General features: G+C 38.9%; 17 protein-coding genes. 1 reads left to right on the forward strand and 16 read right to left on the reverse strand.

Going from position 1 to position 14,195, the window contains the following annotated elements; translation table 11 throughout:
* Positions 1-7: 7 nt before the first annotated feature.
* The 5 genes from hpf to BrL25_RS08560 form a co-directional block, all read right to left on the reverse strand.
* Positions 8-559, reverse strand: a complete 552-nt coding sequence (gene hpf, locus BrL25_RS08540; RefSeq protein ID WP_018669807.1) for a ribosome hibernation-promoting factor, HPF/YfiA family — start codon at positions 557-559, stop codon at positions 8-10.
* 267 nt (positions 560-826) lie between these two features.
* The gene (locus tag BrL25_RS08545) at positions 827-1,024 is read right to left on the reverse strand and encodes a cold shock domain-containing protein (RefSeq protein WP_003334330.1); all 198 of its coding nucleotides are present in this window, start codon (positions 1,022-1,024) and stop codon (positions 827-829) included.
* A gap of 837 nt (positions 1,025-1,861) precedes the next feature.
* Positions 1,862-2,620, reverse strand: coding sequence for an OmpA/MotB family protein (locus tag BrL25_RS08550; protein WP_018669806.1), 759 nt, complete (start codon positions 2,618-2,620; stop codon positions 1,862-1,864).
* On the reverse strand, positions 2,610-3,440 hold the full coding sequence (locus tag BrL25_RS08555) for a motility protein A (RefSeq protein ID WP_018669805.1): 831 nt from the start codon (positions 3,438-3,440) through the stop codon (positions 2,610-2,612). Before BrL25_RS08555 ends, BrL25_RS08550 begins: the two co-directional genes overlap by 11 nt.
* Before the next feature lie 161 nt (positions 3,441-3,601).
* On the reverse strand, positions 3,602-4,720 hold the full coding sequence (locus tag BrL25_RS08560) for a DegT/DnrJ/EryC1/StrS family aminotransferase (RefSeq protein ID WP_026314989.1): 1,119 nt from the start codon (positions 4,718-4,720) through the stop codon (positions 3,602-3,604).
* Between the two features lie 137 nt (positions 4,721-4,857).
* Between BrL25_RS08560 and BrL25_RS08570 the strand changes: the two genes are divergently transcribed.
* Positions 4,858-5,409, forward strand: a complete 552-nt coding sequence (locus tag BrL25_RS08570; protein WP_026314988.1) for an acyltransferase — start codon at positions 4,858-4,860, stop codon at positions 5,407-5,409.
* A 92-nt stretch (positions 5,410-5,501) separates the two neighbouring features.
* On the opposite strand, the gene fliT is transcribed toward BrL25_RS08570, so the two are convergent.
* The 11 genes from fliT to flgK all read right to left on the reverse strand — a co-directional run bounded on the left by fliT (position 5,502) and on the right by flgK (position 14,185).
* Complete coding sequence (gene fliT / locus BrL25_RS08575; protein ID WP_018669802.1) at positions 5,502-5,870, reverse strand: flagellar protein FliT; 369 nt, start codon at positions 5,868-5,870, stop codon at positions 5,502-5,504.
* Positions 5,870-6,262 carry a flagellar export chaperone FliS gene (fliS, locus tag BrL25_RS08580; protein ID WP_018669801.1) on the reverse strand — a complete coding sequence of 131 codons (393 nt, stop codon included), beginning with the start codon at positions 6,260-6,262 and terminating at the stop codon, positions 5,870-5,872. Before fliS ends, fliT begins: the two co-directional genes overlap by 1 nt.
* Positions 6,263-6,290: 28 nt before the next feature.
* Positions 6,291-7,922 carry a flagellar filament capping protein FliD gene (gene fliD, locus BrL25_RS08585; protein WP_018669800.1) on the reverse strand — a complete coding sequence of 544 codons (1,632 nt, stop codon included), beginning with the start codon at positions 7,920-7,922 and terminating at the stop codon, positions 6,291-6,293.
* A 12-nt stretch (positions 7,923-7,934) separates the two neighbouring features.
* Positions 7,935-8,291 carry a flagellar protein FlaG gene (flaG, locus tag BrL25_RS08590; protein WP_018669799.1) on the reverse strand — a complete coding sequence of 119 codons (357 nt, stop codon included), beginning with the start codon at positions 8,289-8,291 and terminating at the stop codon, positions 7,935-7,937.
* A 221-nt stretch (positions 8,292-8,512) separates the two neighbouring features.
* A complete protein-coding gene (gene fliB / locus BrL25_RS08595; RefSeq protein ID WP_018669798.1) occupies positions 8,513-9,757 on the reverse strand; it encodes a flagellin lysine-N-methylase in 1,245 nt (414 codons plus the stop codon).
* 52 nt (positions 9,758-9,809) lie between these two features.
* Entirely contained in the window at positions 9,810-10,181 is a 372-nt protein-coding gene (locus BrL25_RS08600; RefSeq protein ID WP_018669797.1) for a DUF8042 domain-containing protein, read from the reverse strand.
* A 188-nt stretch (positions 10,182-10,369) separates the two neighbouring features.
* Positions 10,370-10,615 (reverse strand): carbon storage regulator CsrA, encoded by a 246-nt coding sequence (gene csrA / locus BrL25_RS08605; RefSeq protein WP_018669796.1) that lies wholly within the window; start codon positions 10,613-10,615, stop codon positions 10,370-10,372.
* A gap of 9 nt (positions 10,616-10,624) precedes the next feature.
* Positions 10,625-11,044 carry a flagellar assembly protein FliW gene (locus tag BrL25_RS08610; RefSeq protein ID WP_018669795.1) on the reverse strand — a complete coding sequence of 140 codons (420 nt, stop codon included), beginning with the start codon at positions 11,042-11,044 and terminating at the stop codon, positions 10,625-10,627.
* A 13-nt stretch (positions 11,045-11,057) separates the two neighbouring features.
* Entirely contained in the window at positions 11,058-11,636 is a 579-nt protein-coding gene (locus tag BrL25_RS08615) for a DUF6470 family protein (RefSeq protein WP_018669794.1), read from the reverse strand.
* A 21-nt stretch (positions 11,637-11,657) separates the two neighbouring features.
* Entirely contained in the window at positions 11,658-12,560 is a 903-nt protein-coding gene (gene flgL / locus BrL25_RS08620) for a flagellar hook-associated protein FlgL (protein WP_018669793.1), read from the reverse strand.
* 143 nt (positions 12,561-12,703) lie between these two features.
* Positions 12,704-14,185 (reverse strand): flagellar hook-associated protein FlgK, encoded by a 1,482-nt coding sequence (gene flgK / locus BrL25_RS08625; protein ID WP_018669792.1) that lies wholly within the window; start codon positions 14,183-14,185, stop codon positions 12,704-12,706.
* Positions 14,186-14,195: the final 10 nt, after the last annotated feature.

Here is a 14,195-nt window from a genome sequence, read left to right on the forward strand (position 1 = left end):
TATACGTTTACTTTGGTTCTATTAACCCGTATCGTCCATCATTTCGACGATAGACTACATTTACATCATTACTTTCACTGTTTTCAAAGACGAAGAAGTTGTGGCCCAGAAGTTCCATTTGCATAACGGCCTCTTCTGAATCCATCGGTTTTAAGTTGAATCGCTTGGTTCTTACGATATCAAACTGTACATCATCCTCTTCATCCGCTACAGCTACAGAGGAAGCTTCCATAGTTGGCATAGCTTTATTCCCTGTTTCATGACGCTGTTTACGGTTGATTTTTGTTTTGTACTTACGCATTTGACGCTCTAATTTTTCGACAACTAAATCAATTGCTGCATACATATCATCGTGGGTCTCCTCTGCTCGGAGAATAACTCCGGTCATCGGAATGGTTACCTCAATGGTTCCTTCTCCACGAAGCACGCGCATCGTTACATGTACCTCTACATGACTTAGGTTGTCAAAATAGCGTTCGAGACGGCTTATCTTTTTCTCTACATACTCCCGAAGAGCTTCTGTAACTTGAATGTTTTCGCCACGAATATTGTAGTTCATGGACACAACCTCCTTCCGTCTATGCTATTTGTATTCTGCATAGACGTAAATAAAACCTGCTGTTGCCTCTTTTTGTTTTAACAAAAATCGTGAAAAACAGACAAAATGTTTAAAAATTTTCACTTGATTTTAATCTTTCGTCAACATAGCAAGTAAGGCTTGTCTCCATTTTAAACCTATTTTGATTTTTTTGAAACAGAGAATTTTAAGGAAATAAACACCAAAAACCCCCTAAGTTAACCTAGGGGGTATTGATTATAAAATCAATTAGATTTTAGTTACGTTTGCCGCTTGAGGACCACGGTCGCCTTCAACGATATCAAACTCTACAGTTTGACCTTCATCCAAGCTTTTGAAACCTTCGGATTGGATAGCGGAGAAATGTACGAATACATCGTCGCCTCCATCGCGTTCGATGAAACCAAAACCTTTTTCTGCATTAAACCATTTTACTTTTCCTTGCATGTATTAAACATTCCTTTCATAAGAAAACTGTGGACTATTTGTTAATCCATGATCTGACTATACACCTTGCCTATGGTAAAGTCAAATGCTGGATTATCGACAAATTTCAACGTAGACGATATTTTTTTGTTAAACATCTAGCGTCAGCCTCAGAAAGGCTTACTCTTACTAGCAAATAAGCCACTACTGCCGTAGTAAAAGCAGGAAAGCGCTCCCATTTTTTTGATTAGATTTTTTTTCATAAATTCGATTTCAGCAAAAAAAATAGTGCTAAAAATGAAGTAATCTACCATTAAAAATTGGCCTCAGCCCTATACATAAGGGAATTACGATACATTTTTAGAGATAATTACCAGTTCTAAATGTGAAATTTATTTATCTCTATCAAACGAGCTACTTCCACCTACAGATATTGTCGATTAATTGTATTCTAGCTCGAAAAATTTCTTCAATTCTATATGAAAATGATGCCACACATTGGACACATAAGATTTTTTAGCTTATTTATTTCTTTATCCACAGCTTACAATAGTAAGCTAGGTCCACTACTCGTCGTATGGCCATCTGTCTACCTCATTATTTTATAATTTATTCTCTTATTTTATTATCTGTGGGTAACTTAACCTATAATTGCGCATTTCCACAAAGTTGTCCACATTATCCACAAGAAGTTGTGCACAAGACCACTGTTTTTGTGCATAACTTAGAATAAGCGCTTCCATCTTGTTCACATCAGCTTGTTGTCTGTTCTCATAAATAAAAAAGACCTCCTAATTTTGATTCAAAAAGGAGGTCTTTAAAAAACATTCAATTATGAATATACCTATAGTGAATCCTTCATTCTGTCTGTTCACTTAATACGGTGATTTCCACACGGCGATTTTGGATGCGATTCTTTTCTGTTGTATTCGCTACAAGAGGCTTTGTTTCTCCAAAACCGGCGACAATGAAGCGTGATGGAGATAATCCCCGTTCTTGTACAAATTCCTGCATTACTGCCTTTGCACGCGCAAGAGACAGATCCCAATTAGCAACATACTGACTTTTTGTAATGGGAGTGTCATCTGTGTGTCCCTCAATTCGCACTTGGTGGGGGAATTTTTGTAATACGTCAGCTAGCCTGTCTACGATCTTTTGACCATCTGGAGCTAACTCTGCTGATCCACTAGCAAATAACAAATTTTCCGGTAACCGTATCATCACTCCATCGCTTTCTTCTTCAAAGGGAATATGGAATTCTTGCAAGGCTTCCCCTACTTTTTCCTTCACTACCTGCATATTTCGATCTACATCTTCCTCTGGTTGTTGACCTGCACCGATAGCCATTACATCACGCTTTGCAGACAGCTCGCGAATTTCTGCTTCCAATGCTTTCTTTTTCATTTCAGCTACAGCTTGCTCAGCTTTTGCTATCTCTGCTTTTTGAGTAGTTTGAGATGCCTTCTGCTGAAGCTCTTGTTGTTGTTGCTTGACCTGAGCCGAGTACATTGCTGCAATGATTATGACGATTATAAACAACAAGGTAATCAAATCGCTATAGCTTAATAGCCAGCTCTTCTCCAGCTCCTTCTCATCATACAGACGATCATCCTGCATACTCGCTCTGCCTTTCAATAATTCCTTTCATACTACCTGGCATTTTTAAGAGCACTAGCTTTTGATCAGCAGGTAAAAAGGAATTTAGTTTTTCAAACAAAATTCGAGGAGTTTCCACGCGTTGTAACCCTATGCATCCTTCAATGTAAAGCCGTTTTTCAAACATTTCCTGATCATGAATATCCATCAATCGGTAGTAACATGGCAGCGCAAACATATTGGCTAACAAGGCCCCATACAAGGTAGCTACCACTGCGGTGCTCAGGCTCTGCCCTGTCTGCGTAAAATCAGACAAGGTTTGTAATACGCCTGTCATCCCCATTAATGTCCCAACAAGCCCCATTCCAGGTGCCAGTAAGGCAATCAGTCGAAACATTCCTCCCATCTGCTGATAGCAATGCTGTTCACCCTTACACTCATTCTCTAAAATCATACGAAGTTCTTGCTCTGATACACCCTCGATCGCTAGCAACGCTCCTCGCTGAACAAATGAATCAGGCTCGTCCATCAACTCTTTTTCCAAGGGAAGATAGCCTTTCTCTTTTAAAACAAGCGAGTATTGATAAAAACGCTTGATGGTCTCTTCCATGTTATTTTCTCTACCATGAACCAATAACCGGAATAAATGTTTGATTTTAATGTGTTTACGCTTAATGGCATACGAGATAATGACAGATAATCCCACTAATTCAATTGCCGCTGGATGTAGCAACTGACTTACACTTCCATTTAAATAAATGGTATGTATTAAAATAAACATAACTAGTAGAACGAGTAACAACGAACGATTTCTTCCTGCAAAAAATGTTTTTACATTCATGTTAGTAACCTCACTTGCCCAAGCATGTATTTCTGAACGAATTCATTATAGCAAATGAAAATCCAGAGTTAGATGAAAAAGTAAAAAATATTTCTACTCCTAAAAAACAGCAAAGAAAAAAGCGAATCCCTGCTTTCACCAGCAAGTTTCGCCCCTTTGCCCTATACCACTTTAGCCATGAAGCCCTGTATCGCATGTACTACCTTTTGTTGTATCTCTAAAGTAATACGTGGCCACATCGGCAGACTTAACGCCTCAGTTGCCATTTGTTCCGTAATAGCTAACGTGGGCTGTTGTGTTGTCTGATATACTGGCAGCTGATGTACAGGAGTTGGGTAATATAGCATCGCACCAATTCCTTCTTGCTGTAGATAACGGTGCAATTCGTCTCGTAAGCCTTGTTCCACCCGAATCGTGTATTGATGATACACATGTTTGGCATATCCTGCTACCTTTGGCGTAACAATTCCTGGTACGTCTTTTAACATCTGATTGTAATGCTGGGCAGCCTCTCTTCTGGCTTCGTTCCATTGATTAATATAAGGTAGCTTTACACGTAAAATACAGGCTTGCAACTCATCTAAACGAGAATTGTAACCTGTAAGTTCATTCTGATAAGGAATCAAGGAGCCGTGGGTACGTAATTTGCGAGCTAGCTCTGCCAGTTCGTCGTTATCAGTGGTTAACATACCTGCATCACCGTATGCTCCCAGATTCTTGGTTGGATAAAAGGAAAAACAACCAAAATGTCCAAAGGTCCCGAGCTTCTTGCCACAGTACTCTCCACCAAATGCCTGTGCCGTGTCTTCAATAAGCCCTAGTCCGTATTGTTGAGCGATCGTAATCATCGGCTCCATTTTAGCCGCATGTCCATATAGATGAACAGGGATAATCGCTCTGGTCCGATCGGTAATTTTGGATTCTATATCAGCTGGCTCTACATTGAATGTATCTGGATTAATCTCGGCAAACACCGGCTTCGCTCCGACTAGCTCCACAGCTTCCGCCGTAGCATAAAAAGTAAAGGAGGGAACAATCACTTCATCTCCTGCTCCAATTCCCAATGCCCTTAAAGCGATAAATAAAGCATCCGTGCCTGAATTTAACGCAATCGCATGTTTGCATCCCAAATAGTCGGCTACTTCCTTCTCAAACGCTTTTCCCTCGGTACCAAGTACGAAATGGCCCGAACGTAGCACTTCCTGGACAGCACTGTTGATCTCATCCCAAAGTAATTCTACCTCGTCCGTCAAATCAATGATGGGTATCCTCACGTTCATTCCCCCTCGTATCCGTCATTAAATTCCTCTATTAGTAATACGTTAAGAAGAGGAGCATCGTGCAACATCTGAGTAATTTGTGGAAGGAAAAAAATGATCCTTTACCAAAAAGGGAACGAACTACGAGGGGGCAAGCTATGTCTCACCAGACACATGAAAATGTCTTTATTCATCCAACAGCCGAAGTGTCTAAGCAAGCCATTATTGGAGCTGGAACAAAAATCTGGAACAATGCACAGGTCCGCGAGAAAAGTAAAATCGGTAGCCATTGTATCCTTAGTAAGGATGTTTACGTCGATCAAGGGGTAAAAATTGGAAATAATGTCAAAATTCAGAATGGTGTTTCTGTATATCAAGGGGTCGAGATTGAAGATAATGTGTTCCTCGGCCCCCATATGACATTTACAAATGATTTGTTTCCTCGTGCATGTAATAATGCATGGAAAGTGGTACCGACCAAAGTAGAGATAGGAGCTTCCATAGGAGCACACGCCACCATCGTATGCGGAACAACCATCGGTGCCTATTCTATGGTAGGAGCGGGCTCTGTAGTCATCCGGGACGTAGGAGCTCATCAGCTCGTAGTAGGAAACCCCGCTCGTATGATTGGCCTTGTTTGTTACTGCGGTGAGAGGATCGAATACCACAGGCCTTGTCAGGCTTGTGGGCAAAGTATCCCAGTAGATTGATTCCATAGATTCTATTGGCTCTACAGAAGCTTCAGTAAGAAATAAAATGGTCGATTACTCGACCATTTTTTCGTGTGAAAACTAGCATAACCTTACTTTTTCTTATCAAAAAAAGCTCCATAGGCAACCTGAGTGGTTTCACCAGCGTACTGTTTGCTTGCTGTTTTCGCCTTGTTTACCTGTTGTAGCTGTTCTTCAATTTTAGCTTGTTGTTGCTTCATCAGCGGAAGGATTTCTTGATCAAGCTGATAGCTCTTTTTCAATAATTCCTTCTCCTGTACATGTAATTCTATGCCTTGTGTTTGCAGTTTGCCAAGTTGCGTAATTTGTTCTTCTCTCTGTTCAAGGACGGAGTTCCACTCGTCGGGATTAGGCTCTTCATCACGTTTCAAGATCTCCATTAATTTTTCAGTAAGGATAAGGATATTGCTCGCTACATCCATCACAGAAACATTCGTCATTATGCCTGAGTTCCTTCCGGTTGCCTTTTCACGATCAGCATTGCCTGTTTCCATGTATCCCGGAATTGCACAAAAAACTCTTCTACTTCCGTGATAATGGCACCGTCCTTTTTCAAATTCGCTTCCATTGTACGATTAAACATATAGTCATACATCAGCATAAACTGCTCAGAAATTGGTACATTTTGATCTAACGTAACCATTAATTCTCGGATGATATCCTGTATCTTAATAATGCTGAGATGAGCTTTTTGAACGTCCTGTTTCTCCAAGGCCATCTTTGCCTCTTTACTATAACGGATGCCTCCATTGTACAGCATTAACGTAAGCTCGCCCGGCGAGGCAGTCTTCACTTGGTTCTGTTGATAGATCTGTGCAGCCGTCTGATTCATGCATTCCCCTCCTTATTCCTCAAAACCATTACCCACCGAAGTTAGATAATAGATTGGAGCCTTGAGAATTAAGCTTATTAATCGCTTGCTCCATAGCGGAGTATTTCTTCCAAAGATTTGTCTCTTTATCTTTTAGTTTCTTCTCCCAATCTTTAATGCGAGTGTTGATATCTCGGATATCCTTTCCAATCAGACTGTTATCACCTGTTGTACCTGTCTTACCCGCTTTTTCTCCAATTTTTTTCATAGCAGCATTCGTCTGACTATAGATACGTTGAGCAAGACCTTGGGATTTGAACGAATCGGAGCCTGTGCTAATCCCACTTCCATTTGTAAAGAGAGCAATCACTTTATCCTGATCATTCAACAATGCATCTCTAAGCTTATCTTCGTCAATATGAATCTTACCGTTTTCCATATAATCAAACTTACTGCCCATACCGTCGGATTTCTTTGTACCGATTCCAATGCTTGCGAGTGTATTTTTTGGTGGTTCTACTCCATCTACAGGAGAATAGAACGAACTACGCATCTGATTGAGCACATCAGATAAGATACTGTCACTTTTTAACAGACCACTCTTCGCTTTCTCTTCCCAATTCTCAATTTGTTTTTCTTTCATTTCTTCTCTTTCTTCATCAAGAAGTGGTTGGAAATCACGGTACACCTTTTCGGTCAACTTACCATTAAATTTATCGATTACCTTGTTGTAGGTATCAACGAATTCTTTGATAGCAGTCATAACTGATTCCGTATCTTTTGCTGTAGATATGACTACCTTTTTATCACCTGCGCTAATATTATCTTTAAAAGTAAAACTGATACCATCAAAATCAAGCGTATTTTTATCGTCTAAAGCAAAGTCAACACCATTTACTGTTGCTTTTCCGGCTTGTTTTACGATGCCTTGAAAATCTTGTACATCTTTACCTGTAAAACCTGTCTTCGTATAATTTGAATTAGGTTTTCCTGGAGTAGTAGATCCTGAAACAAAATTTTGTTTAATCTCTCCATCAACAATATTAAGTTTATTATCTCCGCCGCTAGTAGTGATTTTAATTGCTGATACTTGTGATTCATTTCCTTCGGTTGGAGGTACTTGTGATGTAAAAACGATTGATTTGTCTGTACTAGAATAAAAAGCTTTAACACCAGTATTACTTGATTCACTATTGATTTTATTTAAAATCGTATCAATGGTGTCTTTTTCCCCTACTGCAATGTTAATCTCTCCTGAGCCATCATTACCCTGAATTGTGAAATCAAAGGCACTATTTATTTCTGTACTACTATCCTTGATATCATCGCTGACCTTAAATTTCACGGAAACACCAGTGCCTGGTTTTGCTAGCTCAACATTCGTTACATCATATTGGGTGGTAGAATTTTTCTTTGTAATACTTGCTGTTACTTTAGCGTCATCGGAAGAAGATAGCTTTTGCTTTGTAAAGGCTGAAGTCAAGCGCAACTTATCTATCTTTCCATTTAACTCTAATAACAATGCATTTTGCTCACGATAGCTGTCGCGTACCCACTCTTCTTTTTGACGCTTACGAAGTAATTTCTCCATTGGAGATCTTTCCACTTTCATTAATTTATTAATCATTGTCTCGGTATCAATACCTGAAGCTAAACCAGATAATCTTATTGGACTTGCCATTTGAAATCCCTCCTAAATTTTTTGATCAACCATAATACCAATTAGTTCGTACATTTGAGCAACTGTATCCATCATCTTTTTAGATGGGATCTCTCTGACCACTTCATCAGTCTTATTGTCAATCACCTGTACATAATACTCACCTAATTTTTCATGGAGATTAAATTTCAAGTGTGTTTCTTTTGCTTGCATGAATTTATTTAAAGCTGATACTTCATCCTGTAATTCTTTTTGAAAAGCGTCCTTATGCTCAATAGCTTGAGCCACATCTTTTTCTGTTGAAGGCTTCGGTTTTATAGTAGCATCTAATGGTGGCTTGGTTAGCTCTTGAGGATTTGAACCTGCATTTCCATTTTGACGAATTTCCACAGTAATCCCTCCGTCATCTTCATCTTCTATCTAAAGTATCGGCATATTGCTGGGAGAAATTGAGTAGTAGCGCTCTTTTCCTCGTTAAAAATAAAAAAGAGACCTCATAAAATGGAGGTCTCCTTTGGTTTATTAGAAAAGGTAATTCAAAATAACAAATAGTAATCTAGTCTTTTAGGTGTTTCCTACCATTTGGATAATCATTACTATAACAGCTTCGATTAATTTTTGATCAAAATAGACATATATCCCATTGTAGTGAAACCATTTTCCTCCATCAGGCTTTTCGTATTTGTTAAATAAGCTTGATTATGTTCGACAGCTCGTCCAAATGATTGAATAAGCTTCACAACATGATCGGTAGAAAACGCCGTTTTATGGTATTTAGACATGCCGATTAACTGCAATTTAATCAAGGCATAACGAATAATGAGCATGACATATTCTTCAAAAATATTCTTATCAAGGGTAACAGGGAAGACTTTAGAAAACACATGATTTACCAGATAATTTTCTAAGATATATTCGTGATTTTTCATGAATGGTTGGTAATAGTTTTCATTAGCATCTATATATCTAGTAAGAGTATCTTCCTCTTCCATACCTTCAAAATGTTCCAATCCCATTAAACATTCCGTATAGCACTCTGTATAGCGCTGATTGACTCCACCTTGAAAAAAACGTCGATCAGTTAATTTTTTAATAATCTTCATTTGAATGGTATGATTAACAGGCACATCAGCAAACATTTTATCAATGGTACCACTTTGCAGCATATTGGTATAGGAACCTATAAGCTGTAAGACTTGATCTTCTTCTGAATTGTTCATGTATTCTTGTACTTTTTGATAGAATAACCCTAAAAATAGTAGACGATCCTCTAACTTATATTGTCGGTATTGCAAGACTTGGATCGTAAAAATTCGAAGTTCCCAGAAATACTTTTGGAGTTTTTTACCTTTTACTTGCTTACTGGTGTTAATATGGTTAGAAAATTGTAAACCTATCTCAACACTCTCTATTTGCTCTTGAAATCCTATTCCTTCTGGGTTAAGAAGTGCCAATCTTGCTATTTCTGGACAAGATATGGTTGCTGCACGCTCGACAACATCATTCACATTATTCCAAATACGAGGATAGGTTTTACAAGTGTGACAGAGGTAATCTTCCCCTTTTTTTAGTTGGATACTACATAGTTTTTGTTCATTAAGAAACACACAGCTACCTTCTGTATCCATCTTAATTCTGGCATAATTACTCGGAGAAGCCTTGGAGCGAACTCGTTTTATGTTCTCGTCTATAATTGGTGATAATTCCTCATCTTTCAAACGTTTATATTTCTTATACGTATCCTGATCAACTGTGACCTTCCATCCAGCACAGCAAGTATCCTCACACTCTGAACCTATACATTGGAATTCTAGCATATACTCTGGCACAAGTGTTTTCTTAGTTGTTGTCGACATTTGCAGATTCCCCCAAATTCCTTACTATTTATTAAAATTTTTAAAAGATATACTATGAGAGTACGTGAGGAACTACATTACGTGTCATTTCCTCTTGCCACTGGTTTTGTAGTGGGATCATTTGGGAAGATAATACTTGAATTGCTAGTACCTGATCCTTTCGTTCAAAAGCAACTACCAACTTCTCTAGTATTTCAGCTCTGACTTTTGTTAACTCTTCTAAACGGTTATCACTTAATAGAAATGGCGAAACCACCCCTACTGACTGTTCTAATTGATTACATGCATCAGTGATATCTGCCATCAAATATGCCATTTCATGGATCTGACTCTGATGCAGGCGCTCATATAGTAATTCGATCGCCTCTCCACAAGTTATTGACAGTCCAATCATCCCTCGCATAACATCCCAGTATTTTTCCATGATAAAAAATATTTCCTTTCCAAAACAAATAGATCATAGCTAGCTTTAACCTAGCGATTCCTGATCACGCGTCAACAATAGTTTGCTAACCTCTCATACTACATATATCGGTATTTTATTATACGTTGCATAGCATTTTTAACGAAACCATTTTCTTACAAGTAAAGACAACAAAAAAAACTTGAAGCTTATTCATCTTCAAGTTTTTCTTCAGTTTCTAACCATTGAGCTAGTTGAGCCCAATCTACTTTTGTTTGTACAGCTAATTGATTCTCTTCTTGAATGGCTACGTATACTTCTTTTCGATGAACGTTAATATCGCGTGGAGCCGATATGCCGATACGGACAAAGTCTTTCTCAACTGCAATCACTTTTATCTCTATCTGATCGCCAATCATGATGGACTCATCTTTTTTACGCGCTAATACCAACATATTTATCACCTACTTTGTCACTGGCTTCTCTTTTTGTAAAAGGAGGGGCTGCCGTAAATTATAATGGTCCCCTTGCAGAATAAATTGTGTAGCTTTTCTGTTTTTCACATTAATGACAAGAGGTGATTTCAAATTAACTGTGATTTGGTCTTTTCCTCGTATTGTCATGACAGACAAAATCACTACCTGAGATTCTTCCGTAATCTCCAAGACTTCTTTCACTGAACGGGGTAGATCAAATTCATAATCCGTAAAGAATAGAAACGGATCTACCACCCAAAAACTAGTTCCCTGCTCTTCCAATGACTGAAGAGAGAAAAAAGGCATTTCCGGATTCTCTTGCACTAATTGATACTCATGTAAATGTGAAAAACCAATCATACCCTCTACAATATAAAGTTTTCCCATTTTTTCCTGTTGATACATCATCAGACAACACCTCTTATCTAGCTACGTTCACATTTAAACCAACGACTTCGATATCCAGCCGATTCCACTGTTTTACGTACGCTTCTACCTTAGAAGGCGTATATTTGTGAACAGGTGGGTGGATGGTTGTCTCAATTTTTGTCCCTCTTGGCGTAAATTTGATCTCTACCGGCTTGGCTTCATAACGTATTTCAATACCATCTCCAATGAGAGAACCCGCAGCTACGACTCCTTCACCTGAAAACATGATGCTTTTTTCAAAGGCGATATCAGCTATGGCATTTCCTCCGCTTTCAAAAGAACGCAGTTGATCCCCTTCAACTCCAGCTTGCTCAATCGCTTCCATTACTTTGTTGTAGCCATACTCAGCATTATCACTAGTCCGTCGTAACGGGCCTCTCATATCGATATTTTCACGCGCTTCATTGGAATCAATCTGCAATTCACCCAGAGGCTGGCTAATCTCAAGAATAGCTACTTCTTGTTTTATTTCCATGCTTGCCATTGGTTGCTCAATCTCTTGCTTTCCACGCTCACTACGCCAGTTTAGCAAGAGAGGAGTAGATCTCATAGATAAAGAAGCTAGTTGCATCTTACTACTCCCCTTTCACTTTTATCTTAAAAAATCGAGTAACGATGGTTGAATGATTCGTGCACCTGCACCTAAAGCAGCTCGATGTACATTTTCTTGCATTTTTAAGTTTGTAATAACCTCTGCTTCATCTGCATCTTCATTTTTAGACATCATGGAAGTAATGCTTACACTATCAGTATCAAGTCGATCGCTCATTAATTCTAAGCGATTAGAACGCGCACCTAAAGCGGCTCGCTCTAAAAGTAAGTTATTAATGTGATTGTCCATTCTATCTAAATAGTCTGCTGCAGATTTTCCTGCGTTTAGATCTCCTACAATGTCTTCTAATGTTTTAAAAATATTTTCACCTGCTGGCGAATCAAAAATGTTTTTTCCACTGATGTTCACTTGGAAAAAGACTCCTTGACTCATTTCCATTTCCACTTTGCCTTCGTTGGATGTAAAGATGAACTCATCTTTACCACCTTGATTTTTAATTTCAAACGGTGGCTTATTATTATTGTCGCCTCCGTAAATATATTTCCCATTCACCGTTTGGTTAGCCAAATCCCCCAAATGTTTTTTTAATTCATCAATCTCAGCAGCAATACTTTTTTCTTCTTCTTTTGAATAAGTACCATTACCTGAGCCATTTAATAGTTCACGAACCCGGTGAAATACCTTCCCAACTTCATCCATAGATGTATCATAAGAATCCATCCACGTTTGGGCTTGTCCAGCATTGCGTAGAAACTGCTCATTTTCCACTAGTGATGTTCGATAATACATTCCTCTAGAAGCAATTACTGGATCATCGGACGGACGGGACACTAATTTCCCTGTAGAAAGTTGTTGATAAGATTTACTCATCTGGCTCATGGAGTTATTAATATTGCGTACCATGGTGTTACTCATCATATTCTGTGTAATACGTATTGCCATTTGGTTAGCCTCCTTGTACAGTGTCCAGCTAAATTTTATTTCATCCCTTACTGCTTTACGTTTATAGATGAACAGGAACTTAGACTTCATCTCTTACCGTTTTAAAAAAAGCGTCGCTACCTACGACGCTTTTCCCTAGTAACCTACAAGCCTACACGCCCCATACCATTAATGATTTTGTCTAAGATCTCATCCATACTGGTCATGACACGAGCCGCTGCGCTATATGCCTTCTGAAACTTGATAACGTTCGTCATTTCTTCATCTGTATCAACTCCTGATACAGATTCACGGTTCATTAAAATCATGTCTGAAGTCGTATCTGCATTTTTATAATTACGGTAAGCTTCTTGACCATCTACACCCAATTGAGCGATTGTGTGGCGATAAAAATCGTCAATGGTTGTAGATTGCGGAAAATCAGTTGGATTGCCGCCTGTTCCCGCAGGAATTAGTTTATTTTTAATTTTGGTGATCTCCAATGCATTTTGGTTGTTTCCGTCATTAACTTGCCCTGTTCCATCAGCTCTAGCTGCTGCGATCTTATCTAGGCTATTTAATATCTCAGGATTTACTTTAATATTTGCTGCACTTGTCGGATTATCTTTTCCACCGTCAATCACAAAGAAATTAAGGCCTTCCTGAGTGCCATTTTTAATATCATCCAGGTTGTACCCCGTTCTATGAACTTCGTTAATCTCACGGGCTAAATTGACAGCAAGAGCATTAATCTTTTGTATCATATTGGTTGTGGTTTCATCTCTTCCTTCAATCGCTGCTGACAATGTTCCCGAGGCCGTAAGTGGTTTAAACTCTGCTCCACCTAAGGTAATATCAAACTTTCCTGTTTCTGCGTTTTTTGTGGCTTTCATTTCAACAGATGTTGCATTGTTAACAAGCGGTTGTCCACCTATTGTAATATTAACCATACCACCTTCTGTTGGCGTAACCTTGACATCAACCATCGAGGAAAGCTTATCAATTAAAACATCACGTTGGTCATATAAATCATTAGGCTGATAACCATGTGGTACAACATCACCGATTTGTTTATTAATGGATGCGATTTGCTTGGCAATAGAATCAATGGATTCAGATTGTACAGCTACCTCATTATTTAAATCAGCTTGTAGTTGGGTAAGACGGTTGTACATATGATTAAATGTGTCAGCTACTGCTACCGCACGTTCACGTAAAACAGAACGCACTGATTGGTTCCTTGGGTCGCCGGATAAATCCTCCCACCCTTTCCACATTTGATCCATGACCTTCTGTAGACTACTATCAGACGGTTCATTCATGATATCTTCTATGTTAGAAATCGTTTTAACCTTGTCATTCCAATACCCTGTATTTTTAGCGGCAGCTCGATACTGACCATCTATGTAATCTTCTCGAATGCGTTGAATATCTGTTGCATACACACCTGTACCAAGTAAACCCGGTGCACGGTCTGCATTCATCCCAGGTCCAGGTATCGGAGTTGTAGCAGCCATATTTACGCGTTGACGAGTATAGCCAACTGTATTAGTATTTGCAACGTTGTGTCCTGTTACGTTTAAAGCAGCTTGTTGTGCAAACAACGCTCTCTTACTTACTTCGATAAGATGGAAGGTTGATCTCATATGGACACCC

It is taken from the genome of Brevibacillus laterosporus DSM 25, from assembly GCF_002706795.1.
Classification (GTDB): domain Bacteria; phylum Bacillota; class Bacilli; order Brevibacillales; family Brevibacillaceae; genus Brevibacillus_B; species Brevibacillus_B laterosporus.

Excerpts from the sequence above, each read along its gene's own strand:
- hpf (WP_018669807.1), bottom strand. The coding sequence starts at position 559 with ATGAACTACAATATTCGTGGCGAAAACATTCAAGTTACAGAAGCTCTT.
- BrL25_RS08545 (WP_003334330.1), bottom strand. The coding sequence starts at position 1,024 with ATGCAAGGAAAAGTAAAATGGTTTAATGCAGAAAAAGGTTTTGGTTTC.
- BrL25_RS08550 (WP_018669806.1), bottom strand. The coding sequence starts at position 2,620 with ATGCAGGATGATCGTCTGTATGATGAGAAGGAGCTGGAGAAGAGCTGG.
- BrL25_RS08555 (WP_018669805.1), bottom strand. The coding sequence starts at position 3,440 with ATGAATGTAAAAACATTTTTTGCAGGAAGAAATCGTTCGTTGTTACTC.
- BrL25_RS08560 (WP_026314989.1), bottom strand. The coding sequence starts at position 4,720 with ATGAACGTGAGGATACCCATCATTGATTTGACGGACGAGGTAGAATTA.
- BrL25_RS08570 (WP_026314988.1), top strand. The coding sequence starts at position 4,858 with ATGTCTCACCAGACACATGAAAATGTCTTTATTCATCCAACAGCCGAA.
- fliT (WP_018669802.1), bottom strand. The coding sequence starts at position 5,870 with ATGACGAATGTTTCTGTGATGGATGTAGCGAGCAATATCCTTATCCTT.
- fliS (WP_018669801.1), bottom strand. The coding sequence starts at position 6,262 with ATGAATCAGACGGCTGCACAGATCTATCAACAGAACCAAGTGAAGACT.
- fliD (WP_018669800.1), bottom strand. The coding sequence starts at position 7,922 with ATGGCAAGTCCAATAAGATTATCTGGTTTAGCTTCAGGTATTGATACC.
- fliB (WP_018669798.1), bottom strand. The coding sequence starts at position 9,757 with ATGTCGACAACAACTAAGAAAACACTTGTGCCAGAGTATATGCTAGAA.
- BrL25_RS08600 (WP_018669797.1), bottom strand. The coding sequence starts at position 10,181 with ATGGAAAAATACTGGGATGTTATGCGAGGGATGATTGGACTGTCAATA.
- csrA (WP_018669796.1), bottom strand. The coding sequence starts at position 10,615 with ATGTTGGTATTAGCGCGTAAAAAAGATGAGTCCATCATGATTGGCGAT.
- BrL25_RS08610 (WP_018669795.1), bottom strand. The coding sequence starts at position 11,044 with ATGATGTATCAACAGGAAAAAATGGGAAAACTTTATATTGTAGAGGGT.
- BrL25_RS08615 (WP_018669794.1), bottom strand. The coding sequence starts at position 11,636 with ATGCAACTAGCTTCTTTATCTATGAGATCTACTCCTCTCTTGCTAAAC.
- flgL (WP_018669793.1), bottom strand. The coding sequence starts at position 12,560 with ATGGCAATACGTATTACACAGAATATGATGAGTAACACCATGGTACGC.
- flgK (WP_018669792.1), bottom strand. The coding sequence starts at position 14,185 with ATGAGATCAACCTTCCATCTTATCGAAGTAAGTAAGAGAGCGTTGTTT.